This is a genomic window from Lysinibacillus sp. NPDC056959 (assembly GCF_042674095.1).
GTDB lineage: Bacteria > Bacillota > Bacilli > Bacillales_A > Planococcaceae > Lysinibacillus > Lysinibacillus zambalensis.
The window spans coordinates 296,307-320,673 of record NZ_JBHURE010000004.1; the positions used below are offsets into that span (position 1 = coordinate 296,307).

31 protein-coding genes are annotated in these 24,367 nt (G+C 36.0%); 20 read left to right on the forward strand and 11 right to left on the reverse strand.

Annotated elements, in window-relative coordinates; all coding sequences use genetic code 11:
* The first annotated feature begins 20 nt into the window (after nt 1-20).
* Both ACFTQ7_RS07635 and ACFTQ7_RS07640 read left to right on the forward strand, forming a co-directional pair.
* On the forward strand, nt 21-356 hold the full coding sequence (locus tag ACFTQ7_RS07635; RefSeq protein WP_386827983.1) for a pyrophosphohydrolase domain-containing protein: 336 nt from the start codon (nt 21-23) through the stop codon (nt 354-356).
* Nucleotides 357-451: 95 nt separating this feature from the next.
* Complete coding sequence (locus tag ACFTQ7_RS07640) at nt 452-535, forward strand: lipoprotein (protein WP_386828013.1); 84 nt, start codon at nt 452-454, stop codon at nt 533-535.
* Nucleotides 536-635: 100 nt separating this feature from the next.
* Here ACFTQ7_RS07640 and ACFTQ7_RS07645 read toward each other — a convergent pair whose 3' ends face one another.
* Nucleotides 636-1,121: a hypothetical protein gene (locus tag ACFTQ7_RS07645; protein ID WP_386827984.1), complete on the reverse strand. Its 486-nt coding sequence runs from the start codon at nt 1,119-1,121 to the stop codon at nt 636-638.
* 478 nt (nt 1,122-1,599) lie between these two features.
* On the opposite strand from ACFTQ7_RS07645, the gene ACFTQ7_RS07650 reads away from it, so the two are divergent.
* From ACFTQ7_RS07650 to ACFTQ7_RS07660, 3 genes are all read left to right on the forward strand, one after another.
* Nucleotides 1,600-2,343 carry a hypothetical protein gene (locus ACFTQ7_RS07650; protein ID WP_386827985.1) on the forward strand — a complete coding sequence of 248 codons (744 nt, stop codon included), beginning with the start codon at nt 1,600-1,602 and terminating at the stop codon, nt 2,341-2,343.
* 367 nt (nt 2,344-2,710) lie between these two features.
* The gene (locus tag ACFTQ7_RS07655) at nt 2,711-2,932 is read left to right on the forward strand and encodes a YdbC family protein (RefSeq protein ID WP_349658815.1); all 222 of its coding nucleotides are present in this window, start codon (nt 2,711-2,713) and stop codon (nt 2,930-2,932) included.
* Nucleotides 2,933-3,161: 229 nt separating this feature from the next.
* Nucleotides 3,162-3,269 (forward strand): putative holin-like toxin, encoded by a 108-nt coding sequence (locus tag ACFTQ7_RS07660; protein WP_240518187.1) that lies wholly within the window; start codon nt 3,162-3,164, stop codon nt 3,267-3,269.
* Nucleotides 3,270-3,435: 166 nt separating this feature from the next.
* On the opposite strand, the gene ACFTQ7_RS07665 is transcribed toward ACFTQ7_RS07660, so the two are convergent.
* Nucleotides 3,436-4,062 carry a nitroreductase family protein gene (locus ACFTQ7_RS07665; RefSeq protein ID WP_386827986.1) on the reverse strand — a complete coding sequence of 209 codons (627 nt, stop codon included), beginning with the start codon at nt 4,060-4,062 and terminating at the stop codon, nt 3,436-3,438.
* 110 nt (nt 4,063-4,172) lie between these two features.
* The gene (locus tag ACFTQ7_RS07670) at nt 4,173-5,423 is read right to left on the reverse strand and encodes a ferredoxin reductase family protein (protein ID WP_386827987.1); all 1,251 of its coding nucleotides are present in this window, start codon (nt 5,421-5,423) and stop codon (nt 4,173-4,175) included.
* A 209-nt stretch (nt 5,424-5,632) separates the two neighbouring features.
* On the opposite strand from ACFTQ7_RS07670, the gene ACFTQ7_RS07675 reads away from it, so the two are divergent.
* Complete coding sequence (locus ACFTQ7_RS07675) at nt 5,633-6,121, forward strand: metal-dependent hydrolase (RefSeq protein WP_386827988.1); 489 nt, start codon at nt 5,633-5,635, stop codon at nt 6,119-6,121.
* 56 nt (nt 6,122-6,177) lie between these two features.
* Here the strand turns inward: ACFTQ7_RS07675 and ACFTQ7_RS07680 are convergent, their stop codons facing one another.
* The gene (locus tag ACFTQ7_RS07680) at nt 6,178-6,999 is read right to left on the reverse strand and encodes a squalene/phytoene synthase family protein (RefSeq protein WP_386827989.1); all 822 of its coding nucleotides are present in this window, start codon (nt 6,997-6,999) and stop codon (nt 6,178-6,180) included.
* 701 nt (nt 7,000-7,700) lie between these two features.
* On the opposite strand from ACFTQ7_RS07680, the gene coaW reads away from it, so the two are divergent.
* The 4 genes from coaW to ACFTQ7_RS07700 all read left to right on the forward strand — a co-directional run bounded on the left by coaW (nt 7,701) and on the right by ACFTQ7_RS07700 (nt 9,484).
* On the forward strand, nt 7,701-8,537 hold the full coding sequence (gene coaW, locus ACFTQ7_RS07685; protein ID WP_386827990.1) for a type II pantothenate kinase: 837 nt from the start codon (nt 7,701-7,703) through the stop codon (nt 8,535-8,537).
* A 121-nt stretch (nt 8,538-8,658) separates the two neighbouring features.
* Nucleotides 8,659-8,895 carry a hypothetical protein gene (locus ACFTQ7_RS07690; protein ID WP_386827991.1) on the forward strand — a complete coding sequence of 79 codons (237 nt, stop codon included), beginning with the start codon at nt 8,659-8,661 and terminating at the stop codon, nt 8,893-8,895.
* Between the two features lie 14 nt (nt 8,896-8,909).
* A complete protein-coding gene (locus tag ACFTQ7_RS07695; protein WP_170938888.1) occupies nt 8,910-9,053 on the forward strand; it encodes a hypothetical protein in 144 nt (47 codons plus the stop codon).
* Nucleotides 9,054-9,154: 101 nt separating this feature from the next.
* The gene (locus ACFTQ7_RS07700) at nt 9,155-9,484 is read left to right on the forward strand and encodes a DUF3889 domain-containing protein (protein WP_349658808.1); all 330 of its coding nucleotides are present in this window, start codon (nt 9,155-9,157) and stop codon (nt 9,482-9,484) included.
* A gap of 37 nt (nt 9,485-9,521) precedes the next feature.
* On the opposite strand, the gene ACFTQ7_RS07705 is transcribed toward ACFTQ7_RS07700, so the two are convergent.
* Nucleotides 9,522-10,076 carry a DJ-1/PfpI family protein gene (locus ACFTQ7_RS07705; RefSeq protein WP_386827992.1) on the reverse strand — a complete coding sequence of 185 codons (555 nt, stop codon included), beginning with the start codon at nt 10,074-10,076 and terminating at the stop codon, nt 9,522-9,524.
* A gap of 242 nt (nt 10,077-10,318) precedes the next feature.
* Here ACFTQ7_RS07705 and ACFTQ7_RS07710 point away from each other — a divergent pair, with 242 nt between their 5' ends.
* Nucleotides 10,319-10,717, forward strand: a complete 399-nt coding sequence (locus tag ACFTQ7_RS07710; RefSeq protein ID WP_386827993.1) for a MarR family winged helix-turn-helix transcriptional regulator — start codon at nt 10,319-10,321, stop codon at nt 10,715-10,717.
* A gap of 5 nt (nt 10,718-10,722) precedes the next feature.
* On the forward strand, nt 10,723-11,925 hold the full coding sequence (locus ACFTQ7_RS07715; RefSeq protein ID WP_386827994.1) for an MFS transporter: 1,203 nt from the start codon (nt 10,723-10,725) through the stop codon (nt 11,923-11,925).
* A 239-nt stretch (nt 11,926-12,164) separates the two neighbouring features.
* Here ACFTQ7_RS07715 and ACFTQ7_RS07720 read toward each other — a convergent pair whose 3' ends face one another.
* Nucleotides 12,165-12,803, reverse strand: coding sequence for a C40 family peptidase (locus ACFTQ7_RS07720; protein ID WP_386827995.1), 639 nt, complete (start codon nt 12,801-12,803; stop codon nt 12,165-12,167).
* A gap of 344 nt (nt 12,804-13,147) precedes the next feature.
* Nucleotides 13,148-13,540 (reverse strand): ribonuclease HI family protein, encoded by a 393-nt coding sequence (locus ACFTQ7_RS07725; protein ID WP_197144124.1) that lies wholly within the window; start codon nt 13,538-13,540, stop codon nt 13,148-13,150.
* 330 nt (nt 13,541-13,870) lie between these two features.
* Here ACFTQ7_RS07725 and ACFTQ7_RS07730 point away from each other — a divergent pair, with 330 nt between their 5' ends.
* A complete protein-coding gene (locus tag ACFTQ7_RS07730) occupies nt 13,871-14,062 on the forward strand; it encodes a zinc-finger domain-containing protein (protein ID WP_197144123.1) in 192 nt (63 codons plus the stop codon).
* A 252-nt stretch (nt 14,063-14,314) separates the two neighbouring features.
* Here ACFTQ7_RS07730 and ACFTQ7_RS07735 read toward each other — a convergent pair whose 3' ends face one another.
* Both ACFTQ7_RS07735 and pepF read right to left on the reverse strand, forming a co-directional pair.
* Nucleotides 14,315-15,298, reverse strand: coding sequence for an SEC-C domain-containing protein (locus ACFTQ7_RS07735; RefSeq protein ID WP_349658803.1), 984 nt, complete (start codon nt 15,296-15,298; stop codon nt 14,315-14,317).
* A 223-nt stretch (nt 15,299-15,521) separates the two neighbouring features.
* A complete protein-coding gene (pepF, locus tag ACFTQ7_RS07740; RefSeq protein ID WP_386827996.1) occupies nt 15,522-17,330 on the reverse strand; it encodes an oligoendopeptidase F in 1,809 nt (602 codons plus the stop codon).
* A gap of 169 nt (nt 17,331-17,499) precedes the next feature.
* Between pepF and ACFTQ7_RS07745 the strand changes: the two genes are divergently transcribed.
* The 4 genes from ACFTQ7_RS07745 (at nt 17,500) to ACFTQ7_RS07760 (ending at nt 19,878) form a co-directional block, all read left to right on the forward strand.
* A complete protein-coding gene (locus ACFTQ7_RS07745) occupies nt 17,500-17,673 on the forward strand; it encodes a hypothetical protein (RefSeq protein ID WP_386827997.1) in 174 nt (57 codons plus the stop codon).
* Between the two features lie 115 nt (nt 17,674-17,788).
* A complete protein-coding gene (locus ACFTQ7_RS07750; protein ID WP_386827998.1) occupies nt 17,789-18,604 on the forward strand; it encodes an RpnC/YadD family protein in 816 nt (271 codons plus the stop codon).
* 274 nt (nt 18,605-18,878) lie between these two features.
* Complete coding sequence (locus tag ACFTQ7_RS07755; protein WP_386827999.1) at nt 18,879-19,319, forward strand: Dps family protein; 441 nt, start codon at nt 18,879-18,881, stop codon at nt 19,317-19,319.
* 211 nt (nt 19,320-19,530) lie between these two features.
* Entirely contained in the window at nt 19,531-19,878 is a 348-nt protein-coding gene (locus ACFTQ7_RS07760) for a general stress protein (protein ID WP_349658798.1), read from the forward strand.
* A 129-nt stretch (nt 19,879-20,007) separates the two neighbouring features.
* Here the strand turns inward: ACFTQ7_RS07760 and ACFTQ7_RS07765 are convergent, their stop codons facing one another.
* Nucleotides 20,008-20,907: a DMT family transporter gene (locus tag ACFTQ7_RS07765; protein ID WP_386828000.1), complete on the reverse strand. Its 900-nt coding sequence runs from the start codon at nt 20,905-20,907 to the stop codon at nt 20,008-20,010.
* Between the two features lie 134 nt (nt 20,908-21,041).
* Between ACFTQ7_RS07765 and ACFTQ7_RS07770 the strand changes: the two genes are divergently transcribed.
* From ACFTQ7_RS07770 to ACFTQ7_RS07780, 3 genes are all read left to right on the forward strand, one after another.
* The gene (locus tag ACFTQ7_RS07770) at nt 21,042-21,917 is read left to right on the forward strand and encodes a LysR family transcriptional regulator (RefSeq protein ID WP_349658796.1); all 876 of its coding nucleotides are present in this window, start codon (nt 21,042-21,044) and stop codon (nt 21,915-21,917) included.
* Between the two features lie 521 nt (nt 21,918-22,438).
* Nucleotides 22,439-23,104, forward strand: coding sequence for a phosphopantothenoylcysteine decarboxylase domain-containing protein (locus ACFTQ7_RS07775; RefSeq protein ID WP_386828001.1), 666 nt, complete (start codon nt 22,439-22,441; stop codon nt 23,102-23,104).
* 361 nt (nt 23,105-23,465) lie between these two features.
* Nucleotides 23,466-23,621, forward strand: a complete 156-nt coding sequence (locus tag ACFTQ7_RS07780; protein ID WP_349658794.1) for a YezD family protein — start codon at nt 23,466-23,468, stop codon at nt 23,619-23,621.
* A gap of 251 nt (nt 23,622-23,872) precedes the next feature.
* On the opposite strand, the gene ACFTQ7_RS07785 is transcribed toward ACFTQ7_RS07780, so the two are convergent.
* Entirely contained in the window at nt 23,873-24,361 is a 489-nt protein-coding gene (locus ACFTQ7_RS07785) for a flavin reductase family protein (protein ID WP_386828002.1), read from the reverse strand.
* Nucleotides 24,362-24,367: the final 6 nt, after the last annotated feature.

Genomic DNA, 24,367 nt, shown 5'->3' on the forward strand with positions numbered 1-24,367 from the left:
TTACAAGGGAGACAGGGGACATGCCAATATACAATAAATTAGTACGTGATTTAATTCCACAAGTAATTGAAGCGAGGGATAAAACATGTAACATAAGAATATTAGAGCAGAGTGAACATTTAGAAGAAATAAAAGTGAAAATGCAAGAAGAAGCATTAGAATTTCAAAAGGCAGCCTCTCCAAAAGAAGCCATTGAGGAACTTGCGGATATTTTAGAACTAGTACATACAGCTATACAAATGTACGATGTTTCCTACAAACAATTAGAACAAATACGTACTCGGAAGAAGAGGCGACGCGGAGGGTTTTCGAAAGGTATATATTTAATTGAAGTAAAGGATGAAGAGGGAAGCTAAAATTATAATGATATACATTTACATTTACATTTACATAGGATACTGAAGAACATTACTATGATCGATTCTATAATTTTATTTATAGGGGTGATGGAATGAAAAAAATAATTTTATCCATTTTGATTGTTACTCTTTTGAGTGGATGTAACGGTTTTCCAAACGGTACAAACGTGAGATAAGGTCTTCCCTAAAAATCAGGAGATTCTATAGTATAAATAAGTTCAAAACCTCTTAAACCCTTTTAAAGGTTTAAAGAGGTTTTTGTACTTGCATATGTATTTATGCAACGAAAGGTTTATTCATTTTCATTAAGCCGTAAATATAATAGAATAGTCCGAATGTAATGAATGATAAAATGATATAAAGTATAGCTTTGCCAGTTTCACCAGTCCAACGATAGAAGAGGCGATACGTGAAATACAAAGTAAAGCCCAAAAGACCTAATGAAGCAATAATACCTATAAGCGGGATAAATGAAACTAGTATTAATCCTACGTAAATAAGAGCATTCTTTTTCGCTGCACCACGAACAGTTGCGTTATCTTCACCCTTTGCAGTTAATAAGAAAAGGCTATAAACGTTAATAATTGGAATCCATGCAATATAAGCTAGATCGCTAAAACCATTTATTTTTGACGCCTTATAATAAATGAGTGAACTAATAACATAACTTACAATACCCAACACAAGGCCAATTAACACAATAATGATAAATATACCTCCGAGAGCCGCATCAAAATCATCGTAATAATAAGAATCGTACACAAGATAACCTCCTTTCTAAAAAAATACTTTTTTATGATAACAGTGCTAAAGTAATAAATCTACAGTAAATGATATCCGGAATTTAATGGTAATAACATATTCACATCATTTTTGTGAAGCTATTATTGATAATAATAATGTGTTTTTGTTATCGGGTTATAAGACAACCCTGAAATTAGTGATTGAACCAAAAAAGGAAGTAATGACAAAGGATGGCTTAACCTTGTCGTTACTTCCTAGTTCGGTAGTAATGTTGCTGCCGCAACGTTGGCACTGCGCTTTCATACAAAAGACATTTGTTGTTACTGCTACGTTGGCACTACGCTTTAGCACAAAAGAATATCTGTTGTCCTAAAGCCTTCGGTGATGTTATTTTAATAATGAATGTTGTTCATATCCTTTATTTTACAGTTGGAGAGAGTACATGTTATATTGCATGTAGCACGTGTAAAATAATAGGCGAAGGGGCGCATAGAAATTGAAAAAAGAAATTGGAATATTGATGTTGTTGAGTATTTTTACACTATCTGGATGCAGTTTAGATAAGTCAACAACAAGTACAGTAAAGGCTTCTGGTGAACAGGAAACAACGCAGTCAGAGCAACAGAATGATGCAAAATTAATTGAGGCTTCAGATGATAAAAAAGTTAAACTTTACGCACATAATGAAGAAAACAATGAAATAAAAAGCGTAGTTTTGGATATTGACGGTAAACAAAAAAACTTTGACTGGGAAATCCCTAATACAGGAACTAAACCCCAGCTATTCTATACAGATCTTACAAATGATAATAAGGAAGAAGCCGTAGTTATAATCCAAACGGGACGAGGAACAGGATTAGATAACTATGATATTCATGTTATTAATGTTGAGGATTTATCAGAGATTAAAGTACAAAGTTATGAAGACATTGTTGCTAATGAAATTAAATCAAAAGTTGTTAAAAATGACGATGGTACATTAACGATTACAGCTACAGCGCAAGGAAAAGAATCAAAATTTGATTATGATTTTGATCCAGCGCCAAATCTAAATCAAGATGAACTTGCATTCGGCGGTGTAGTTATTTATACAATGGAAAATCAAAAAATAAAGTTAAACATGCCTGGATCTGTAGGGGTATCTCCAGTATATGTAGGTGATTTCAATATCACATATAAATTCGATAGTGCCAAGAATGAATTCGTTGTTGATCAAATTGAAATGATGCCTACAAAATAATAAAAAGAAAAACTAACAGTAATATAATGTGTGCTCTTTGTAAAAGACAATACGCTTTAGGTAACTAAAAAAAGATGATGACTGTATCGTGCAGGCGTCATCTTTTTTAATGAGCGTTGAAGGAATTTCAATGGGGCAAAGACTAAATTGGGAATAAGGTTGTTGCCATTAGTACTTGAAGTATAGAAACCACAGAAAGCACACAAATTGAAGTAATAATTTGATTTCTTTAAGGAAGGCCATAGAAAAGTCCAGATTTCACGATCTAGTTTCTATACAATTCCATTATTTCATGCGTTGTCACGTTTGATAATCCTTTTATTTCAAGATATAGTTCTTATTACAGATACATTAAGGAGGAATACATATGGCAGAAATTAAATACGAAATTATTGAAACGATTGCGGTGTTATCGGAGGGTAATAAAGGCTGGAAAAAAGAATTGAATTTAATTAGTTGGAATGATCGTGAACCGAAATACGATATTAGAGATTGGTCGGACGATCATACAAAAATGGGGAAGGGTGTTACGTTATCAATGCCCGAACTGCAGCTTTTGAAAGAGTCATTAGCTAAATTGCCAGAATAACAAAGGCATTCCTACGTGTATATTAGGCACAAATTTAGTCGGGATTCGCGCTCATGAAGCGGCAAATGTAGAGTATAGTCTTTTACCAGACTAACGATACAAGTTAAAAAAACATGGATTTTCTGATGATTTTCCGTAGAATATATTTCATAAAATTGGTAGACTAGCAATAGCAACAATTCATAATGCAGGTGGCGGCTGAACTCCCTTTTGAAAGGGGGTGAGGCGGATGACAGTATTTGAAGCATTCAGTTTAATTGTACAGAGCAGTCTTTTACTAATTGCAGTACTTACACTGATGCTTAGCATTATTGTCTCTCAAAATAAAAAGAAATAGCCACCCTGCCGGCTAAGTAAGGTGGCTAATTCTATGAACTTTAACTTGGTCAGCCGTTATGTTTGCGGCATGATTGTTGCTTTTGGCTGGATGTGAACGCATCCAGTCTTTTTTATTCTATAGTCAGTGTATCATATTTATTCTAAAAAGAACATTTTCTATAGTCTTAAATGAATTTTGCAATGTCATTTAACGCTAAACGAGAAGAGCCGTAAGCCGGTGTTGCTGCTTTTCCGATGGCGATTAAGACAATAGGCACTAGATTATCTGTTAATTCAAAGTGTTTCGCAAAAGCCTCTTTATTGAAGCCACCCATTGTAACCGTATCGTAGCCCATTTCTTTTGCTAAAAGCATGATTTGCATAGAAATTAGGCCAGCATCAAATGTAGCTATACTTTTTAGAACTTCTTTAGGAAGGTTTGAATAAAGCTTTAATGAATTTTCAATCATCATATTTTTCGTTGCTTCATCCATGTAGCCAAGCTCGAAGTTTTTTGTATAGACTTCCTCTACATTATTGTACATTTCAGTATCGCCTAATACCGCAATGATAGCAGAAGCAGTTTCTACTTGCTCCTGGTTATTAGCAATCAAACGTAGTTCTTTTTTTACTGTTTCATTTTGGATGACTAAAAAGCGCCATGGTTGTAAATTGCTCGATGATGGAGCGGTGGTTGCCTCAACAAGTAATTCCTCTAATTCAGATTGTGAAATTTTAAAATTTGACTCATATTTACGAACAGATTTTCGATCGTGCATTACTTTATTTAAATAACTTTTAGTTGTAGTCATGTTAAAAAATCTCCTTTAATTTTGATGAGATTTTTACTATACGATATCCTTTTCAAAATTCCAAGTAAATTGCTCGAATTAGAGAGTTTTAAATTTATGATTTTTTATTATTACTTAAATTTAAATGCTTCGAAGTGAATGCTTATATCTTTATTGCAGGTTTTCAATTGCTTGACAAAATGTTTAAGCATTTTTTGGGGGCCACACATAAAAATACTCGTATGCACTGGCACTGAAAAGTGTTCAAATGAAAGCCTATCCATTTGGGCAGTATCAATAAAGTTCACTCTAAATTGTTGATTAGTTTGAGCATACCCCTGTAAAAAATCTTTATAGATTGCGTTGTCTTCACCGTGATAAGTGTAAAATAACTCGATATTACGATCGACGGGCTGTGATTGCAAATAAGATAAAAATGGAGTAATGCCTATGCCACCTGCTATCCAAACTTGTTGCTGTGACGCATTTTCAAAATTAAAATGACCATATGGACCATCGAGGGTGACTGGTGTATTTAGTTGAACGGCATCATATACTTTTTTTGTGAAATCACCAAGTACCTTCATAGAGATAATTACTTTTTTTCCATCGCCACCCGAAATAGAAAATGGATGAGGCGCCTTTTCTATGCCATCTTGCAAAATCTTGATAAAAATAAATTGTCCATGTCGATATGGTAATGTTTTATCAAGTGTGAGTTCCAGTTCAATAACATTTGGCCCCAATTTTTTGATCTCCGTAATGTTGCCTTTATATTTAAAAAACATATCCTGATACATCGTCAACATATATAATGCTGACATAAATCCAATAGTAGCAGTTATTACGGTAAAAATTCCTAAAGGTGTAGGCTGTAATAAATCGTATCTGCTTGAAAAATAGGCATGATAAATTCCAAATGAATAAGGGATAAGCAATAACCGATGAAAGATCCGCCAATGTTCATATTTTAGAAATTTATCTAAAAGCGCAATTAAAATAAGAGCAATGAAGCCATATTGGCCAAGTGACCCTAGTTCTTTCGCAAATTCACTGAATGAAGTTCTTTCTACTTTATCGAAGCGGGGGACTAAACCTTGTAATTGCCCATGGATAATCACCAATAGTAGTGAAAATATTGCTAAATATTTATGATAAAAATAAACATTCTCTAGCCCGTGGAACCAGCGCTCAAAAATTTTTATTCTTGTTGCTAAAAAGAAGACAAGAAAGAAGCCCGTAATGGCCATGCCTCCAATAATATGACTAAGCCTGTTAATAGCAATAGCATGGATAGATTCTATAGGTGTAGCAAAATACCATAGGAAAGCACTACCACTCATGATTAGTATAATAAACAAAATTCCTTTGATAGATTTCATAAATAACCTCCAATACTCATTTTTATCTCTAATCCTCCTATATATACAATAAGAACCTGAAATGTTTCTGATTTTTTATGAGGGTTTTTATTTCGGGTAAATTTTTTTAAAAAAGGGATTGTTTGTTCGGAATATATGTTCCCTTTCGGGGTGAGGTGTGATAAATTAAGAAAGGTAAAAATATAGAGACATAAGGAGTGGAAGTAAATATGCAAGGGAATACACATATTATCGGAGGCATCACGGCAAGCCTTGCTTTTGCACAAATTTCTAATGATAATCCGCTTGTTTTAGTAGGAGCAGGCGTTATCGGTGCATTACTTCCAGATATTTGCCATGGCGGCAGTAAAATTGGGAGGAAGCTTCCCATCATTTCAAAGATTGTCAATACTATGTTTGGACATCGTTCCTTTACACATAGTTTGCTTTGTTTATTTCTAGTTGGGATGCTACTACATACATTTATTCCTTACAAAGCCATTTCACTAGGTATTTTATTAGGGATGGCCAGTCATATACTTCTTGATATGGGGACGAAGAAGGGTGTTAAGCTGTTCTTCCCAGTATCCATTTCAGTGCGTCTACCCCTTACTACAAAAACGGGTAGTAAAGCTGAAAAGGTAGTGTTTATGTTGTTAACTATGCTTTCAGTCTTTTTTAGCTATGAAATTATGATTAAGCTAATACAGACAGTATAAAAAAGCCCTAGTACGAAATTTTTTTCGTACTAGGGCTCTTTTTAAAGGAGCTGGTTTTAGTCGGCCTGTACCTCTTCAACTGTTTGTTCTACTTCTGCTCGTGTCATTTTTTCACGACCATCTTGCATTGCCTTTAATGTTTTATGAGCTAAGGCAAGCGGTAATCGACAGAATAATAATACTGTTCGTTTATTAATATCTTTCATATAAAGATCCGCTTTCGCAAGATTTTCCTCCGCGTATGCAAATAAATCATCGCGTGTCCAGCCATCAGGAACGAAACTTACGCCGCGCTCATCCAAATCTTCGTGCTGATTGCGTAAAATATTGACCGCTTGGAGACCTCGACCATAGCCAATTGCTAAATCGCGATCTGTTTGAATGTCTGCACCCCACGCCCAAAGCTCAGACAGCATTGTCCCAACAAGCCCTGCAACGTAGTATGTATAATCATCTAAATCCTCTCGCGTATGCACCTGCCAGTTTGCCTTTGCCCATTTTGCCATCCCGAATGCCATTTCACTCGTTGAAGCTTGAACAATTTTACGTGAGCCTTCAGGACAAAATATTAGCCAATCTGCTAAACGAAGAGATACTTCAGGTAGCTGATCTGCATATGGCGCTAATAATGCTTCATAAGCTTCGCCATTAAATGTATCTTTTAATAATTCACTTGTTGCAGTTAGTAAATCAAATTTTACATCATTTGAAAGTTCTTCATGATCCTCAATCTCATCTATAGCGCGCATTGCTAAATATGCGGCTGCCACAGACAATTTTAAATCATTCTTTAAAAAAGTAATTGGTATATAAAAAGTGCGACTAGTTTCCTTTAAAACTTGCATCGCTTCTTTGTAAAGTTTCTTTTGCTCTTTCACTTGTATTCCTCCGTTCAAATGGTAACGCATCTATAGTATATCGTATCGTAAAAGTGAAGAAAGATAAAACAGATTGTTCAATTTATATTTAACTATTTTCAAATGGGATAGAAAGGATGGATAACAAAGTTGCGAATAGTATAGGTTGGGCGTTAAAGATGGCGGTGGCACTGGAGAAATTGTTTAAGTTGGCGACAAAAATTACCTAGTGAATGATGAGGATATCTGGCTCGTTAATTGCAAGAATTTCTATAGAAGAGAAAATGTATCAGCGTATTTTCGCTTCTTTTGTTTTTTTAATAGAATAATGTTAAAGTTATAAAAATGCGGCGAAAATCGCGTAAATAATAGTAGAAATTTGATGTTTTTCGTGTTTTTTTCATGAAAGTTTGCTAAGTTATTGCACAATTATTTCAACAGCGTTAAAGTTTAGGAAGGACAAATATGCAACTTCATCTTTCGAGAAATTGCGGCTGCCGCTTCGCTTTCGCACAGAAAACATTTGTTGCTGTTGTTTGCTTTCGGTACTTAAATACAATACATCGGATTTTGGCACAATAACTCCTTGCAAAATCCGTGACATTTGTGGAGACATGAACGTTATTCAACTGGCATCTAAAAGCCTCTTGAATAAAAGCAAAATCTAGTATATATCTCACCATCTGAAATAGAGATTGTACGTAAAGTCAAAGGAGAATGGTATGCCAAAGGCTATAGGTATTGATGCAGGAGGAACATTGACAAAAGTTGCTTATTTAGATGAGCATAACGAGCTTGTTTTAACAACTTTCCCGTCAAATGATTTGCTCGCTGTGAAGAATTGGATTATTAATCATCCAGATATTGAGGATATTGGAGTTACGGGAGGGCGTACGGAACAATTACTTGATGTCATTAAAACAATGAAATCGATTCATTATATAGTAGAGTTTGAAGCCACTTTGAAGGGCGTTCGATTTTTGTTGCATAAAGAGGGCTACTTTTTCGAGCGAAGTATGATTACGAATATTGGTACTGGTACTTCGATTCATTATATGGAAGATAATACGCATGTCCGTGTTGGTGGGACAGGCGTTGGTGGTGGAACATTGATTGGATTGTCAGCGCTTACAACGGGAATCACGGATTATAATGAAATAAGAAATCTGGCCTCTATGGGAAATCGTGAAAGTATTGATTTACTTGTAAAGGATATTTACCAAGGGATGGACACACCTATTGATGGGCATTTGACAGCTAGTAATTTTGGTAAAGTTGGTATTACCGAGTCAGTCAAACATCCAACAGAAGATATTATTGCAACTGTACAAGGCCTTGTTGGTGAAGTTATTACTACCCTTAGTATTCAATATGCTGAAGAGAAAAATGCTCAGCATATCGTTTATATCGGTTCAACTTTAAGTAATAATGATCATCTTGCACGTGTTATTGCCAATTACACAAGAACGAAAAAACATACACCAATCTTTATAAATGACCACGGTTTTTCTGGCGCAGTCGGTGCATTATTAAATATAACTGAATATACGATTGTCTAAATACAATGTGCATTACTAATTAATATTGGTGATGTACATTTTTTTTTGGCAATGCCTGCAGTAATCCCCAAAGCATAAATCGTTCTATCCTGAGCACATTACAATTAGGAGGTGAACATCCGTGGGCAATAGAAATACAAATAAAAACAACAAAAATAACAATAAAACAATGAACATTAGAACGCATAATCCTTTTGATACCTACAAAAAAATAGACCTCGATCAATCAAATAGTAATAACAATAACCCGAATGACAATTTAAATGAAGAATTCTCTGCAGAATTCGATGCGAAGGCCAAAAATAAAGATAATAAAACGAACCATAAGAAAAATCAACAGTCCAACAAAAACAAATAGTGGAGGCTAAAAAAATGGCAAAGAAGGGTAAAACAAGCTTCAAAAAGAAAAAGAAAGAAGATACACATAAAAGAAATGATCGTGAAGAATATTCAGCCGAATTTAATCAAGTAATTCATAACAATCCTCAACAGCCAAAACAATCCAGCAAAAGATAATAAAAGCTGCTCCTTAAGTAAATTGGAAAAATACTTAGGGAGCACTTATTTTATGCTGTTTTGGCGACTTTATCCCAAAAAAATATGAGAGGTTGATTCACTTGCGAAAATTTTTTGTAATGCTAGGATTCTCTCTTGTATTGTTTGCCGTATCAACCTACCTCCCAACAAGTGTCTATGCTCAGCAAGAAATACCAGCCCATGCTCAATGGGGAAAAGTAGCGATAAAAGAAACGCAGGCAAAATACCCTCAAGCTAAAATCCTCGATTATTTGCATGAGGGAAGCGAGGTTAAAGGAGACACCACGATTGAGAAATTTAAGCTTTGGATAAAACTAAGTGACAAGGAATTCGGTGTACAAGTTCGAATCAAATATGTAACCAATACAAATAAATTAGTAAAAGTTGAATTCCAAGAAATCACTTCATAAAATAAGAGGATGCCTAACTTCAGGCATCCTCATTCTATTAGTTTTCTAGCTTATGAATAAATTTTCGCATTAATCCAGGTAAATCTGGCCATGCATGACCACTAATCAAATTGCCGTCTGTATGAAGATTAGCATCGATATACGTTCCTCCTGCTACTTGAACCTCTGGCTTGCAGGCAATATAAGCAGTTAGCTCACGTCCTTGCAGAACTTTTGGAATGGTCGCGAAAATTTGTGCTGCGTGACATACAGCGGCGATTGGTTTATTTGCTTCAAAGAAATGGGTCACTAGTGCTGGAACATGCTCATTTAAACGAATGTATTCCGGCGCTCGTCCACCAGGAATGATGAGTCCGTCAAATTGTGTTGGGTCTACTTCGGCAAAGGATGAGTGCGCTTCTAAGCCATATGCTGTACGCTCAATGTAAGTATCAACTCCATCGACAAAATCGTGCGATACAGTTTGTAACTTCTTTGCGGATGGTGCTGCAATCGTTACATCATAGCCAGCCTCAAGGCAACGATAATAAGGATAAAAAATTTCTAAAGCTTCAACTGCGTCTCCTGCAATTATTAATACCTTTTTCCCCATGCTTCCATCTCCTTTTATTGTAATCTAGTAGCTAAATTCGACACTTTCAAATAATTCCCTTCTAATAGTATAGAAAAGCTAGAAGAAGTAGTGTAATCGCTGTTAATTGTGTGAGAATCCGCGCCAATCGACTCTGGATCATTGCCACTAAATGCACTACATAAACAGCTTGCTTTACAACGAAAAAAATGAGGCGTATAGTATTTATTTAGCTAGGTAAATAAATGTAGGAGGTTACAATCATGAATCCTTTATTTCATGCGTTATTCCAAAAAAGTCGTTATATAACGAATTGTTTAAATGAAGTACTGAAACAGCATAATTTGTATAGCTCACAATGGACTATTTTATATTGCTTACATAATCACGGACCAATGACATTAACACAAATATGGAAGTATTTAAACGTTGAAGCGCCGAGTATAACAAGAGCAATAACGCGACTCGAGACTTTAGGCTGGGTGCTAAGAGTAGATGGTGAAGATAAACGAGAAAAAATTGTCACCTTATCACCATATGCAGAGGAACATTTGCCTGTTATTACTAAAACCATTTTAGCATTTGAGGAAGAAATGGTAGGGGCATTGACTGTAGAGGAACAGCAGCAATTTATGATTTTATTGGAAAAAATGAAAGGTTGATAGATATGCAGCAAGAGGGAAATACAAAAATATGGACGAAGCGATTTATTAGTCTCTTTTTCACAAATATCTCGGTATTTTTTGTTTTTTATGGGTTAGTAACGACTTTGCCGCTTTATGCGATTGGTGAGTTGCACCAGACTGACAAGGAAGCGGGATTGTTACTGTCAGGATTTTTATTATCGGCTATAATCGTTCGTCCCTTTTCTGGTAAGTTATTAGATGTATTTGGGAAGAAAAAACTTTTAGTTATTTCAATTATCGGCTATTTTTTATGTACAGTTTTATATTTATTTATACATCCTTTTGGACTTTTACTAGGATTACGTTTTATTCAAGGGATCTTCTTTAGCATTATTACAACGGCAGCCGGCTCATTAGCAGCGGATATTGTGCCAGCCAATCGGAAAGGTGCAGGTCTAGGCTATTTTACAATGTCTACTAACCTAGCTGTAGTTATAGGGCCATTTATCGGTTTACTACTTATTCAATATAGCAGCTTTAATGTACTATTTATTGTTATGAGTATTTGCATATTAGTAGGGGGCATCCTAGCTGTAACGATGAAAACGGATGATTTACCTAAGCCTGAACACCAAAGTAAATTGACATTTAAATTTAATGATTTATTTGAACGTCGTGCACTTCCGGTAGCGGCTATTGCTAGTTTAGTAGCTTTTTCATATGCGAGTGTTTTATCGTTTTTATCAGTGTACGCACAGCAAAAAGATTTAATGGATGTTGCGAGTCTTTTTTATGCGGTTTTTGCAGCGGCAATGCTTATAACAAGGCCATATACAGGTAAGCTTTATGATACAAAAGGGCCGCAATTTGTTATTCTGCCAGGGATACTATTTTTTGCAATCGGACTTGTTATGCTAGCATTTGTCTCAGGGCCGACATTGTTTTTATGTGCAGCCATCTTTGTTGGAATTGGCTACGGAGCGGTGAATACAAGCTTACAAGCATTAGCGGTACAGTCTACATCACATACACGTAGTGGTTATGCAACCGCAACGTACTTTACGATGTTTGACATGGGCATTGCACTTGGCTCTTATATTTTAGGAATGGTGGCCGTGCAAGCTGGCTATGGCTCTGTTTATCTAATTGGAGCAGGCATACTAGTCGTTGTCTTTATCATTTATTTAGCGCGTTTAACTTCTTTCAGCGGGCAAACATCCGCTGAAAAGAGTAACTCAGTCTAAGAACGCCACGTCCTGTGGCAACGACTGAGTGACCTACATCTTGCTGACGCTGCGCTTCCGCACAAACAAAACCCTCTGCTGACGCTGCGTTAGCACTACGCTTTAGCGCAAAAAAACATCTGTTGGCCTAAAGCCTCCGGACGCAATTATGCCGAGGCATAATTAAAAAATCGAAAAAAGTAGCGCATGTATAAGTGCAAAATAAAACAGTTGGGATATCCCAACTGTTTTTCTTTGCACTATAAACGACCATATCCAGCAAAATGTTTTTTCCAATAAGTGCTCTTGATGTTAGCGACAGAAACACCACCGTCACTGGCGCTGATCATTTGGTTATTTCCAATATAAATGCCTACATGTGAGATACCAGCTTTATACGTATTAGCGAAAAATACTAAATCACCTACTTGGGGTGAGCTTACTTTTTTAGCTGTACTATAAAAACCTGCTGCTGACTTACGAGCAGTCGAAATGCCAGCATTATTAAAAACGTATGTAACATAGCCTGAGCAATCAAAGCCTGTACTCGGTTTACTTCCACCAAATGTGTATCGTACGCCTAATTGTTTTTTAGCAATTTGTACAATGCTAGCTGATGGTTTAGGTGTAGATATTGGTTTCGGTTTAACTGTTGATGTTGATGTAGTATTGAGGTTTAACTTTTGTCCAACGCGAATGGTTGAAGAAGATAAGTTATTCCATTTCATTAAAGTTTGATAAGAAACACCGTACTGATTGGCAATCTTCCATAAAGAATCACCAGATTTTACTGCATAAGTTGCCGCCGATGCTGTGTCAATTGTTGAAAAAAGTACAGATGAACTTAAAACCAATGTAGCTAATTTCATCCCCCATCTATACTTTTTATTCTTTTTCATAATATGTATCCTCCTAAAAATTCAAAAATTTAATACATAAATGATACTAACATTGTAATATTACAATAGTATGTCAATAAAATAACATTAAAGATACAAGTTTTACTAATAATAATTAGGAAATCATCCACTTTATGGCTCATTATCTAAAGTCAGGGATGATACAAGGTAAACGTATTTCATATGGAAGGATATTTACATTTATAGGAAGGTGGTTTTATAGAAGAATGTATTTGAAGATGATAAAAATGAAACATTGGGGGATATTAAGTATCTAAATAAAGTGAATGTGGATAAAGGGAGAGACCGGCTCTTGGTTTAAGACAAGGGACAGTCCCCGAAGTTTAATTTTTTTCTTTTTGAATTGCTTTACGTGCAAGTGCATCGGCAGCTTTATTTTGCGTATCTGGAACCCATTTAATAAAAAATAAATCGAAGTTACTTACAAGTGTAAGTGCCTGCTCAAGATAAGGTTTAAATTCCTCATTTTTCACATATTCTTTTTCCATAGAGGCTACAACAATTTTTGAATCAGAGCGCACTGATACTAGGTTTGAACTAAGCTTGAGTGCTTCCTCAAGTCCACGTACTAATGCAGTAAACTCGGCAATGTGGTTATTGGTCTGTCCTATATACTCACTTATTTGTATATGGTGGCCCTCTCCTTTAATAAATATTCCAATACCACTGGGGCCAGGGTTTCCTGCACTAGCTGCATCAATATAAACTTCTAACATAAAATCCCCACTTTTTGATTTAGATTTTACATTAATTGTACATCAATAGTGCTTTTTCACAATATTTTAGTTGATAATCAATAATTCCGGCGTAATGAAAAATGGTGGGAGATTTCTGTAACTGTCGCTTCACTTACGTTACAAAAAACAACTGTAACTGTCGCAGCGCTTACGGTATAGAAAATAATTGTTGCTGTCGCTACGCTTTCGCACAGAAAACATTTGCTGAAAGAAGTTAAATATGGATAAACAAAATAGTTGCTTGTTCAAAATGTTCACTTCATAATAGTAAGAAGCGAAATTTGGACGTGAAAGGAGCGAGAGTTCAAATTGGATAAAGTGACGGTTATGAAAGATATTGATGAATTACATGATATGTATTGTGCTGATTGCTTAGTGATCAAGCAATTACGAAAAGAGCGTGGTAAATCTGGAGCTCATCGCTTCTGTATTGAAGCCTGCACAATAGGAGAGCGACTACAATTTCTTGGAGAAGAGCTCATGAAGGTATATAGTAAATAATGTTTTCACATATTGCAGAAATGTCTTTGAAGTAATCATAGGACTAAATGGACTATGTTTAAATAAAGTAAAGCTTAATGAAAAAATTTTTTTACTCAATTTGTAAATATGGTGCTAATTGGTTACCGTAAAATAAGCTACTTTGTTGTTGGTTCACTGCCGATAACAAATGTAGCTTTTTCTATGGTAACAAAAATGCGCCACACACTCTAAAATCTGTTTAGAGCGTGTAGCGCAATATAATTTTAAGTATTATTTAGTTTCAGCATAGGTACTTAAGTCTTGGTAGTATTTTGTGAGAGAGGAAGCTGAAATATCGAACGTCGCTGCAATTTCTTTTACTGTCATTGAGAGCGGCTCGAACAGCTCTTTTTCTTGACCATATCGAATCGCGCCAGCAGCGATCGCAGCCTCTTTGCGCGCAGATGGTTGTCCTTCAATTAAGTAGTCTTCTAAAAGCTCTAACATAGGAGCTGTTTCACGATCATTTTGCTCAAGGAAATCTTTCACTTGTGTGATTACATTGCTCTCGAAATTCGTGAATTCCTCGCCTTTATAACCGTTTGACACAAGTAACTCCCAGAAGGATAAATGCTCTTCTTTTAAGAATGCACCAATCTTCTTCTCAGAAGCCTCGAAATTTTTATTAAATTGCTCAAACACCTTCGCATGATCTTCCGGGAAGAAGATCAGCGTTGAAACAGCTAAATAATGCTCTGATTTTTTTGTACCATCCGGTAAGATGAATGCAAAGACATGCATACCTTCAGGGATTGGTTTATCATTTTCACGACGAATATAAATTTCTTCATTTGATAACACATGTGTAGCCTTGAAATATTTTTCTTCTACAACAGACACAGAACCAATAAATAGACGAGGTTGTGACCAGCCTTCTAACACTTTTACTGTTGAAGGTCTTACCGCTTTTTTCTTTGTTTTCTTTAAGTAACCTTTCCAAATAGATGGCTCTTGATGGAAGAAGAAGTCGTCTAACGCGATCGCTTCAATTAGCTCTCTTTGTAGTACGCTTTCTAATTTAGGCTGCCATGTACCTACATGCTCGATGTAAGCACGAACATCTTTGCGTTCGGGATATTCTAAGTAAAATGTTTGTAGTACACGTTCTAATTCTTCGATTGCTACAGTTTCTACTGTAACCTGCTGTTTGCCTTCACAACATTTTTTGTATTTTTTGCCGCTACCGCAAGGGCATGGATCATTACGTTTTACCATAATTAGAAACACTTCCTTTGAAAATTGTTAGTCGAATTTTGCTAAATAAATTGCATCTACTTAATAATAACGGTACATTTGTACGAAGAAAAATGATTGTCTATTTAGAAATATCAAAAAATGGACGCCCTGATTCTATTATATGAACATATTTTCCAACTTAGAACTAAAAAAAGAAAACCATCTACGCTTTAGAAATAGCATAGATGGTTCTAAGGTTTGTTTAGCTTTTGATAGCTTCCATTTCTGTCGTTAATCGTTCAAGCTCATCAACGAGGTGACCAATGTAAGCAATCGTATCTTGAAGCGGCTGGTCTGTTGTAACATCGACACCCGCCATTTGAGCTAGCTCTAAAGGTGACTTCGTACCGCCAGCTTGAAGGACTGCTAACCACTCATCTACCGCCGGCTTCCCTTCTTTTAAGATACGCTTGGATACTTGTGTAGAAATTGTTAAGCCAGCACTGTATGTGTATGGATATAAGCCCATATAATAGTGTGGCTGACGCATCCAAGTAAGTTCTGCACCTTCAGAAATGTCGACAGTATCGCCCCAGAAATCTTCAAGGACAGAACGTTTTAATTGATTTAAAACCGAAGCATTAACAGCTTCACCTGCGTCAATTAATTCATATACTTTTCGTTGATATGCTGCCTCTAGTAAGTGTGTGACGAAATTATGATAGTATGTTTTGGACACAATGTTTGAAATAACCCAACGTTTGAAACGAGGATCTTCGTTATGGGCCAATAAATAATTGGCTAGAAGCATTTCATTCATTGTTGATGGTGCCTCAATAAAGTATAGCGAAGGACGGCTATTAAAATAAGATTGATGGGCATGTGCATTTACAAAGTGACCTGCATGTCCTAGCTCATGAATTAGCGTAAATACTTCATTCATACGTTCATTCCAAGACATTAAAATATAAGGATGATTACCATATGGACTTGAACAGAATGCCCCAGTAGATTTTCCTTTATTTGTTGCATAATCAATCCAGCGCTCGTTAAATGCCTTTTCAATCATGTTCTTGTAATCCTCGCCCATAACCGATAATGCTTTTTCAACATATTCTTTTGCTTCTGACATTGTTAATTTTGGATCATACTCTGGATCTAACGCTATTTTTAAGTCTGCAAAAGTCATGTTCTCGATGTCGTTCGCTTGTTGAATAAGTTGTGCGTAACGGCGCATATGAGGCGCAAGCTCTTTTGTAATAAGATCTATTTGACGATTATAAAGTGATCGATCAACATCCTGATCAAATAATAAATAATCAATGATAGAGTCAAAGCCGCGTAAATCCGCCATTGTTTTTTCTTGTTGAATATGTGTGTTATAAATTTTTGCAGTTGTGTGCTGATAATCTCGTAACTTACTAGAAAATGCTTCAAATGCAGCACGACGTACGTTTGTATCAGCCTCGAACTCCCAGTTGTTTTCGTATAATACAAAACTTAATGGATGCTTTTCACCATTTGCCTCAAACTGTCCAAAATGCATATCAACAAGCTTTGTCGTATTATATGTTTCATAAGGTGCCTTAAAAGTTGAGCTAAATGCAGCTAATGCTTTTTCCACTTCAGGGTGCAGCTGGTAAGGCTTTTGCTTTAACAATTCCTCTAAGTAAACTTTGTAAATAGGACTCAACTCAGTGGCCTCTTGTAAAATTGCCTCGTCTAGTGCTAGTAATTCACTGCGTACGAAAGAAAATGCACTACTTATTTTACCCACCGCAGTACTGTATTTGGCAGAACGCATTTGCGCTACATCATCTGTAAGATCTGTTTGAATATTTAAATTTGAATAAGTGCCAATAGGGACAATGCTTTTTTGTAATGCTTCAAAAGCTGTTAAAACTTCAATTACTTTTTGCGCATCCGTAATTGTACCTTGATACTTGCGTTCAAAGCTTAGTGCATCCTCTACAAGCTGAACTAAAACAGGCTCAAAATCCGCATCCTTTTCAAATAAATCTTTTAAATTCCAGGTTTCTTCTACTGGTACATCTTTTCGTAATACTTCCATCAATTAACACCCCTTATGTGTAAGTGTCTCCATTATAACGAAACTATTTCGGAAAGTGAAATAATAATAGAGAATAGTTTTAATATTTTTAAAAATAGAATAATAAAGTAGAAACTTATGTTCGTGTTGAGTATAATGGATGTAAAGAAGGGGGAGGAATGAAGTTATCATGCAGTTAGTTTGGGGAAAACCAGACCTATATAAACTTAGCCAAGTGAATCAAGATAATTTATGGAAGAAGTTAATTGCGGATTTGTTTGAAGATTTTTTGTTGTTCTTTTTGCCAGATTTACACTTAGAGGTGGATTTTTCAATTTCTTTCAAGGTGTCCAAACAACCCTGAAAGAAATTGAAGCCTCCGGCGGATGTCACGGAATCGGAAAGGTGTTCTTTGTGCGAGCACAAAGCCGATTCCGGACGCAATTATGCCGAGGCATAATTGATGGCAAGTAGAATTTTTGCAACAGGAGCTTTTCAAAGAAATTATTGAGCATCGTCAAGGGCGCAAAATAGCTGACCAAATTGCGAAGGTTCATCTGAAAAGTGGGAAAGAGCAATGGATCCTTGTCCATACGGAAATACAAGCGGGAGATGAAGTGCATTTTGCGAAGCGCATGTTTGAGTATTTCTATCATATTAGGAATCGATATGGTAAGAAGATTGTGGCTATTGCTATTTTTACAGATAAGGGTACAAAAAGTACGAACCGGTATCATGAAAAGTATTATGGTACAGAATTAATGTACACTTTTAATAAATTTGTTGTATCTGATTTTGATGAAGAAGAGTTGAAAAAATCAACGAAGCTACTCAGTAAAGCATTACTAGCATCTCTTTATTTGAATCGTACAAAAAATGAAATGAGTCTTCGTAGTGCGTACAAAAGAACTTTACTAAGAGAAGTGTGGTCATTAGAAAATGTTGAAAAAACAGAAGTAAATGCGTTACTTTACTTTATTGATTATTTGTTGAAACTACCAAGAGCTATGACTGAGCAACTTATAAGAGAGGTAAAAGAGGAAATAAGAGGGGAGGAAGAAATGTTGCATCAATATAAAGAAGATTTACCACCGACACTTGCTGGGGTATTGGAATTAGAGAGGCAGGAGGGCATTGAGCTAGGAATTGAACGTGGAATCGAACGTGGAATCGAACGTGGCATGAAACAAATAATTTTTGGGTTATTTGAAAAGGGTGCTGAAGACGAATGGATTGCGGAGGTTTCGAAGCTTCCAGTGACAAAGATTAAGGAAATTCGAAAGGAACTTAAATAGTCTAATTGTGTAGAGAGACAAATTGCCAATCTCTTTTTAGGTTTGTTGTAAGTTTTCTAACGTTCTAATGATGAAATCTTATTGTGTGAAGTTGTTGTGGAACTGCATTTGCCTCCTGTTGTAAGGCAAATCTTCTCACGGGAAGATGTTTTGATTTTGTATGATAAATGACTTTTAAAATTGTTTGTGTTAATGGTAAAAAATGTGTGTATAGCAAATACACTTTGCTACGCATACTAATGGCTAGAATAACTGGCACATTGGAGGAGAAACAATGACACAAAACTTAAACAAACAATTAAATAAACTTGTCGCTACATGGTCTGTCCTTTATACGAAATTGCACAATTATCATTGGTATGTTAAAGGAAATTCCTTCTTTACACTACATGCAAAATTTGAAGAATTATATAATGAAACAACATTAAATCTAGATGAAATTGCAGAGCGTATCCTTTCGAAGGATGGGCAACCAGTTGCTACGTTAAAAGAACATCTTGAGCTGTCCTTTATCGAGGAAGCGACTGGGAATGAGACGACGGAGGAAATGGTGGCTACAACCATTGCAGATTTCCAAAAAATTATGAAAGCTTTACATTCAACAATGGGGCTTGCAGCAGAAGAAGGGGACGATCGAACAGAGGATTTACTGAATGCTATGTACCAGTCCCTTGAAAAGCATACATGGATGTTAAAGGCCTTCCTTGGGCACTAATAACCACAAATAAATGATAGGCAATGGAAACTCGTTCATGCATTTCCATTGTCTTTTTTTTGTTGTTTCATATTTGTTGTTTCAAAAGATGGACATATTTCACAAAGAAATAACATATATTACAGTTCGGAAAAGAATGGGCAAAATATGTTTTTTTTTGAATAGGAAGGGTAGATACTTAGTAAGCCATAAAAGTTAGGAGGAATTGAACATGATAAATGAACAAAACCCACAAATTGAAGTGGCCCATACAAGGGAAGAAATGCTTCATATTTTAGAAAGTATGCGATTAGAAGCATATCAAATAGAGGACATTCATGTTATTGCAAAGGATCCAAGCCAATTTGAGGATGTAGAATGGGGTATAAATGTTAAAACCCATGAAGTAGGGAATTGGGTGGATCAATTCAAGTCTTGGTTTACTGGTGAATCGGCTGTGACGGAAGGATTAAAGCGTTTTGATCTTACAGAGGGACAAACAGCTTACTATTCTCATCTCGTAGAACAAGGTGTCATCGTAGTATTTGCTGAGCCTACAATTGAACCTATGACGACATAATCTAGTGAAAGGTGATTGAAAGTCATCTTCATTCACATAATAGGGAATATTTCTTTAGTATAATACGATAAACAGAGTGAGTGCACATGCATCACTCTGTTTATTTGTGTAGAAGGTTTCAAAATTGATTTAATGAATCGCTTTTTTGTGGTCATGTTTTTTTATAAAGCGTAATACATGAAGCTGCTCGAATTGAGCAACAAGGTTACCAATTAGAATAAAGCTACCACCTATTAATACTTTTATCGTTAATCCTTCTCCTAAAAACATCACGGCAAACATCGCTGCAAAGATTGGTTCCAAGGAAAATATTAGTCCTGTATGTGTAGCAGAAGTAAACTGTTGTGCAACAGTTTGACCTACGAAACAAAATGCACTACAAATGATACCGAGTCCAATAATTGCAATCCAAGAAGACGTTGTATTTGGAAGTGTAGGTGTTTCAAAAATGAATGTTAATACGAGTGCGTAAAATCCAGCAAAACCGAGCTGGTAAATGCCATATGAAATGGATTCAACGTTACGCGTAAATGAACTGTTTAACTGTAAATAAATCGAATAACATAGTGCAGCGATGGCTATTAAAATATCCCCTTTTTGAAAGGTAAATGAGCCGTGAGCAGTTAAAACTGTAATCCCAATCATTGTACAAACAATTGCAAAACTGACTGCTCTTGAAGGTAATTTCTTTTCAATAAAACTGCTGATAATAGGCACTAAGACAACTGTTAGACTTAAAATAAAGCCAGCATTTGATACCGAAGTTGTTTCTAATCCGAATAAGCTTAGAACGAACACAATGAATAATAAAAAACCTTGAATAGCCGCATATTTTAAAGTTTTAGCATCGGCCTTAATCATGCGTTTGTAAAAGATGATTCCTGCTGCGAAAAATGCGATGATACAACGCAATGCCACCACATTATAAACAGCCAATGTTTCAAGCCCCATTACCATAAAGGTATAAGATAATCCCCAAAACATTGTCACTATAACCATTAATAAATTTGCTTTTCCTTGGATACTCATTATGCTCACCTACATTCTGTGTACTAAAACAGTTTTTAACCTAAAATTTACTATATCTCTTGTATTGTGATTAGTAAAACGAATGTTTATAATAATCAGTATTAAAAAAATTCATGTAAATAGAGGACAAGACAATGAGTTTAGTCAAATATGAGATTTTGAATAAAGTAGCTGAGGTAGCTAGCTTTACAAAAGCTGCAGAGGCATTAGGATTAACTCAATCTGCTGTAAGTCATGCTGTTTCAAGTTTAGAAAAGGATTTCGGCTTTGCACTCATTCACAGAAGTCGAGCGGGTGTCTCGTTAACAAGTGAAGGAGATGCAATGTTAAGGTCAATGAGGCATGTCCTCGATGCAGAGGAACTGTTACAGCAAGAAGCAGCACATATACTTGGTGTTACTCGAGGGAAAGTGCGAATTGGTGTAATTTCAAGTATTTCGTCAAACTGGATGCCAGAAATTGTTCGGATCATGGACAATCAATTTCCTGGTATACAAGTTGAATTACGTGAGGGAGATTATTATGAAATCGAACAATGGCTATTGAGTGGAGAGGTGGATGCAGGATTTTTAAATGGTCAAAAGTCGAAGCAATTTCAGTTTATCGAACTACAGCAAGATCCATTACTGTGTATCGTTTCTGATAAAAGTCCGCTTTATAATAAAGCAGAAATTGATATTGTGGAACTTGAAGATATGCCATTTATCATGACTTCACATAAAGGAACAAATGATGTAAAAGTACTGTTAGAGCAATATCACGTGAAGCCAAATATTCGTTTTGAACTATCTGAAGAGGTAGGAATCACGTCGATGATTTCTCACCAACTTGGGATTAGTATTTTACCGAAATTAGTGACGAATAATTTGCCGCCTACGATAAAAGCTATTCCGTTAAAACAAGGTGGCTATCGGACAATTGGAATTGCAATGAAACACCATGCATCACCAGTGACCAAAAAGTTTGCGGAAATACTAAGTTCCTGGTTAAAAGAGCAAAATAGGAATTGATTTATATGTAAGTCTTAAAGGATAGCAACTTTCTCTATAAAAACAGCATTGAAGCATAACCTAGCATTACGCTAAAATAGTAATTGTATATTTATCTTCAATCAGCAAATGTTTTTGTAGCGAAAGCAAAGCGGCAGCTACAGTAGATTCCCACCTTTAAAGGTGGTGAGATGAATGCAATTTTGATTACTATTTCAGTCGGTGTCCAAACACCTACTGAAATAGAGGAACTTAGTCTAAGTGCGCCACGTCCTGTGGCAACGACTGAGTGACCAACATCATGTTGACCTAAAGCCTCCGGCGGATGTCACGGATTTTTAAAGGAATGAATACAAGGATGTTAGCCTAAAACCTTTGCTTCCTGCGAAAACGGCTAACTGACCTGCATCGTTAAAAACGCCACGTCCTGTGGCGTTACCGAAATGACCGACATCGTGTCGGCCCTCGTGCAGGCCTAGGCGCAATTCAAAATCCGGACGCAATTATGCCAAGGCGAAATTGATTAGAAAAAAGGTGAGTGTATGGGGACATTACAAGGGAAGACCGTACTCATTACAAGTGGGGGAACACTTGAAAAATGGGATCGTGTGCGTGGGCATACGAATTTATCGAAAGGATCGATGGGCTGTTATTTAGCGGAAGCGGCACTAGCGGCTGGGGCAAACGTATTGTATATGCATGGTTATTTCGCACAGCTTCCAACGAATAAAGATAAAATGCGTACCATTCGATTTGAAGGCATTGAAGATTTAGGCGAGAAAGTTCGACATGCTGTTCAGGAAGAGCATGTGGATATCGTCATTATGGCAGCTGCCGGTTCTGATTGGCTCATTGACAAAGTGTATGACCAGTCTGGGAATCTAATAGAGGAGACAGGCAAAATGCCATCTGACGAGCCACCTATCATCCACTTTAAAAAGGCACCTAAAGTATTAGGTCAAATAAAAGGGTGGAATCCGGAAGTTACATTAGTGGGCTTTAAACTTGAGGCAACAGATGATGAGGAATTTTTACTATCCCGTGCACGTCTACGAATGGAATCTGCCAGCGCTCAGTTTATGGTAGCTAATAGCTCACAGTCCTTATACGGTGGAGACGAACCACACTGGATTGTACCAGCTAACGGGAAACCGATAAAGGTTATGGGCAAGCAAAAGACCGCAGAAGCATTAATAGACCTTTTATAAAATGATTAAGCTGTGTAGAGGTAAAATAGACTCTACACAGTTTTTATTTTGTTTTTTTATATTATGAAGACTGAGGTGATATTTACTAGCATAACTATAGATAAACTTCATTTTCTTCATTTCTTAGTAAACAACTAAGTTTTATAATATTTATATTGACAATAGGTTTTCTGAATTATAGAATTATTTCCAAGAAACGTAATTCTTTTATCGGAAGCGGTAGAGGACTTAGCCCAAAATGAAGCTTCTTCAATAACAAATAGTATAGGTAGAACCAAGCAAAGCTTTCTAAGGATAAAGGTCTAAGATTGACGTATTGGCTCTTTTGTACAAAAAATATGTAAAAGAAGGGGTGTATCGGATGACTAAAGAGGCAAAGGTAGATAACAAAAAACTAGAAGCAATTGCAAAGGCAATTCAAAATTTGGAGTTTGGAGAAGTAAACATTACGATTCAAGATGGTGTCATTGTGCAAATTAACAGGCTTGAAAAGCAGAGATTTCCACAAAAAAAGTAAACGATTTGATGATAGGTGAACAGATATTTCTAAGTTGTGGGGGGAATTTCCTTAACGTATTTGTAGCCAACATTTTGTTTAGGTAATGCTCAGTGGTCTATCCTTTTTACTTTTTACCATATCTGAAGGGGCTTATCATTTGAATTGTGCTAAAACACCCATAATAAAAAAGACAAAATCAACGTCAAAAAACAGGATGATTTCAACGATGAATCATCCTGTTTTTTTGCGTATATATTTCTTGCAATAGCCTATTCATAAAAACTTTTTGGGATTTCACCGATATGTCTGCGATGATACAGTAAAGGTTCCTTCTTTGCATTGTCAATTTCTAGGACCTGCCCGATAAATATCGTATGATCTCCAGCATCGATTTGCTGAAATGTTTTACATTGTAAAATGGCTGCAGTATCATGCAAAACTGGAACACCTAATGCAGATGTTGACCAGTTAGCCTGGGCGAAGCGATCTGGAATTTTACTTGAAAATAGTGTACATAGATGCTCTTGATTATACGCTAAAACATTAACAGCAAACTTTTGAGCTACTGTAAAATATGAATGTAGCTGTGATTTTTTATCGAGCGACCACAAAATAAGGAGTGGATCTATAGAAACGGATGCAAAGGAATTGACAGTTAAGCCAAAAGGTTCGTTTGCGTCGTTACAAGCAGTGACTACCGTTACGCCTGTTGGATAATTACCTAATGCTTGTTTAAAAGCAGCTACTTTGTCTGTCATTCTAAT

Excerpts from the sequence above, each read along its gene's own strand:
- ACFTQ7_RS07635 (WP_386827983.1), top strand. The coding sequence starts at position 21 with ATGCCAATATACAATAAATTAGTACGTGATTTAATTCCACAAGTAATT.
- ACFTQ7_RS07640 (WP_386828013.1), top strand. The coding sequence starts at position 452 with ATGAAAAAAATAATTTTATCCATTTTGATTGTTACTCTTTTGAGTGGA.
- ACFTQ7_RS07655 (WP_349658815.1), top strand. The coding sequence starts at position 2,711 with ATGGCAGAAATTAAATACGAAATTATTGAAACGATTGCGGTGTTATCG.
- ACFTQ7_RS07660 (WP_240518187.1), top strand. The coding sequence starts at position 3,162 with ATGACAGTATTTGAAGCATTCAGTTTAATTGTACAGAGCAGTCTTTTA.
- ACFTQ7_RS07665 (WP_386827986.1), bottom strand. The coding sequence starts at position 4,062 with ATGACTACAACTAAAAGTTATTTAAATAAAGTAATGCACGATCGAAAA.
- ACFTQ7_RS07670 (WP_386827987.1), bottom strand. The coding sequence starts at position 5,423 with ATGAAATCTATCAAAGGAATTTTGTTTATTATACTAATCATGAGTGGT.
- ACFTQ7_RS07675 (WP_386827988.1), top strand. The coding sequence starts at position 5,633 with ATGCAAGGGAATACACATATTATCGGAGGCATCACGGCAAGCCTTGCT.
- coaW (WP_386827990.1), top strand. The coding sequence starts at position 7,701 with ATGCCAAAGGCTATAGGTATTGATGCAGGAGGAACATTGACAAAAGTT.
- ACFTQ7_RS07695 (WP_170938888.1), top strand. The coding sequence starts at position 8,910 with ATGGCAAAGAAGGGTAAAACAAGCTTCAAAAAGAAAAAGAAAGAAGAT.
- ACFTQ7_RS07705 (WP_386827992.1), bottom strand. The coding sequence starts at position 10,076 with ATGGGGAAAAAGGTATTAATAATTGCAGGAGACGCAGTTGAAGCTTTA.
- ACFTQ7_RS07710 (WP_386827993.1), top strand. The coding sequence starts at position 10,319 with ATGAATCCTTTATTTCATGCGTTATTCCAAAAAAGTCGTTATATAACG.
- ACFTQ7_RS07715 (WP_386827994.1), top strand. The coding sequence starts at position 10,723 with ATGCAGCAAGAGGGAAATACAAAAATATGGACGAAGCGATTTATTAGT.
- ACFTQ7_RS07720 (WP_386827995.1), bottom strand. The coding sequence starts at position 12,803 with ATGAAAAAGAATAAAAAGTATAGATGGGGGATGAAATTAGCTACATTG.
- ACFTQ7_RS07725 (WP_197144124.1), bottom strand. The coding sequence starts at position 13,540 with ATGTTAGAAGTTTATATTGATGCAGCTAGTGCAGGAAACCCTGGCCCC.
- ACFTQ7_RS07735 (WP_349658803.1), bottom strand. The coding sequence starts at position 15,298 with ATGGTAAAACGTAATGATCCATGCCCTTGCGGTAGCGGCAAAAAATAC.
- pepF (WP_386827996.1), bottom strand. The coding sequence starts at position 17,330 with ATGGAAGTATTACGAAAAGATGTACCAGTAGAAGAAACCTGGAATTTA.
- ACFTQ7_RS07745 (WP_386827997.1), top strand. The coding sequence starts at position 17,500 with ATGCAGTTAGTTTGGGGAAAACCAGACCTATATAAACTTAGCCAAGTG.
- ACFTQ7_RS07755 (WP_386827999.1), top strand. The coding sequence starts at position 18,879 with ATGACACAAAACTTAAACAAACAATTAAATAAACTTGTCGCTACATGG.
- ACFTQ7_RS07760 (WP_349658798.1), top strand. The coding sequence starts at position 19,531 with ATGATAAATGAACAAAACCCACAAATTGAAGTGGCCCATACAAGGGAA.
- ACFTQ7_RS07765 (WP_386828000.1), bottom strand. The coding sequence starts at position 20,907 with ATGAGTATCCAAGGAAAAGCAAATTTATTAATGGTTATAGTGACAATG.
- ACFTQ7_RS07770 (WP_349658796.1), top strand. The coding sequence starts at position 21,042 with ATGAGTTTAGTCAAATATGAGATTTTGAATAAAGTAGCTGAGGTAGCT.
- ACFTQ7_RS07775 (WP_386828001.1), top strand. The coding sequence starts at position 22,439 with ATGGGGACATTACAAGGGAAGACCGTACTCATTACAAGTGGGGGAACA.
- ACFTQ7_RS07780 (WP_349658794.1), top strand. The coding sequence starts at position 23,466 with ATGACTAAAGAGGCAAAGGTAGATAACAAAAAACTAGAAGCAATTGCA.
- ACFTQ7_RS07785 (WP_386828002.1), bottom strand. The coding sequence starts at position 24,361 with ATGACAGACAAAGTAGCTGCTTTTAAACAAGCATTAGGTAATTATCCA.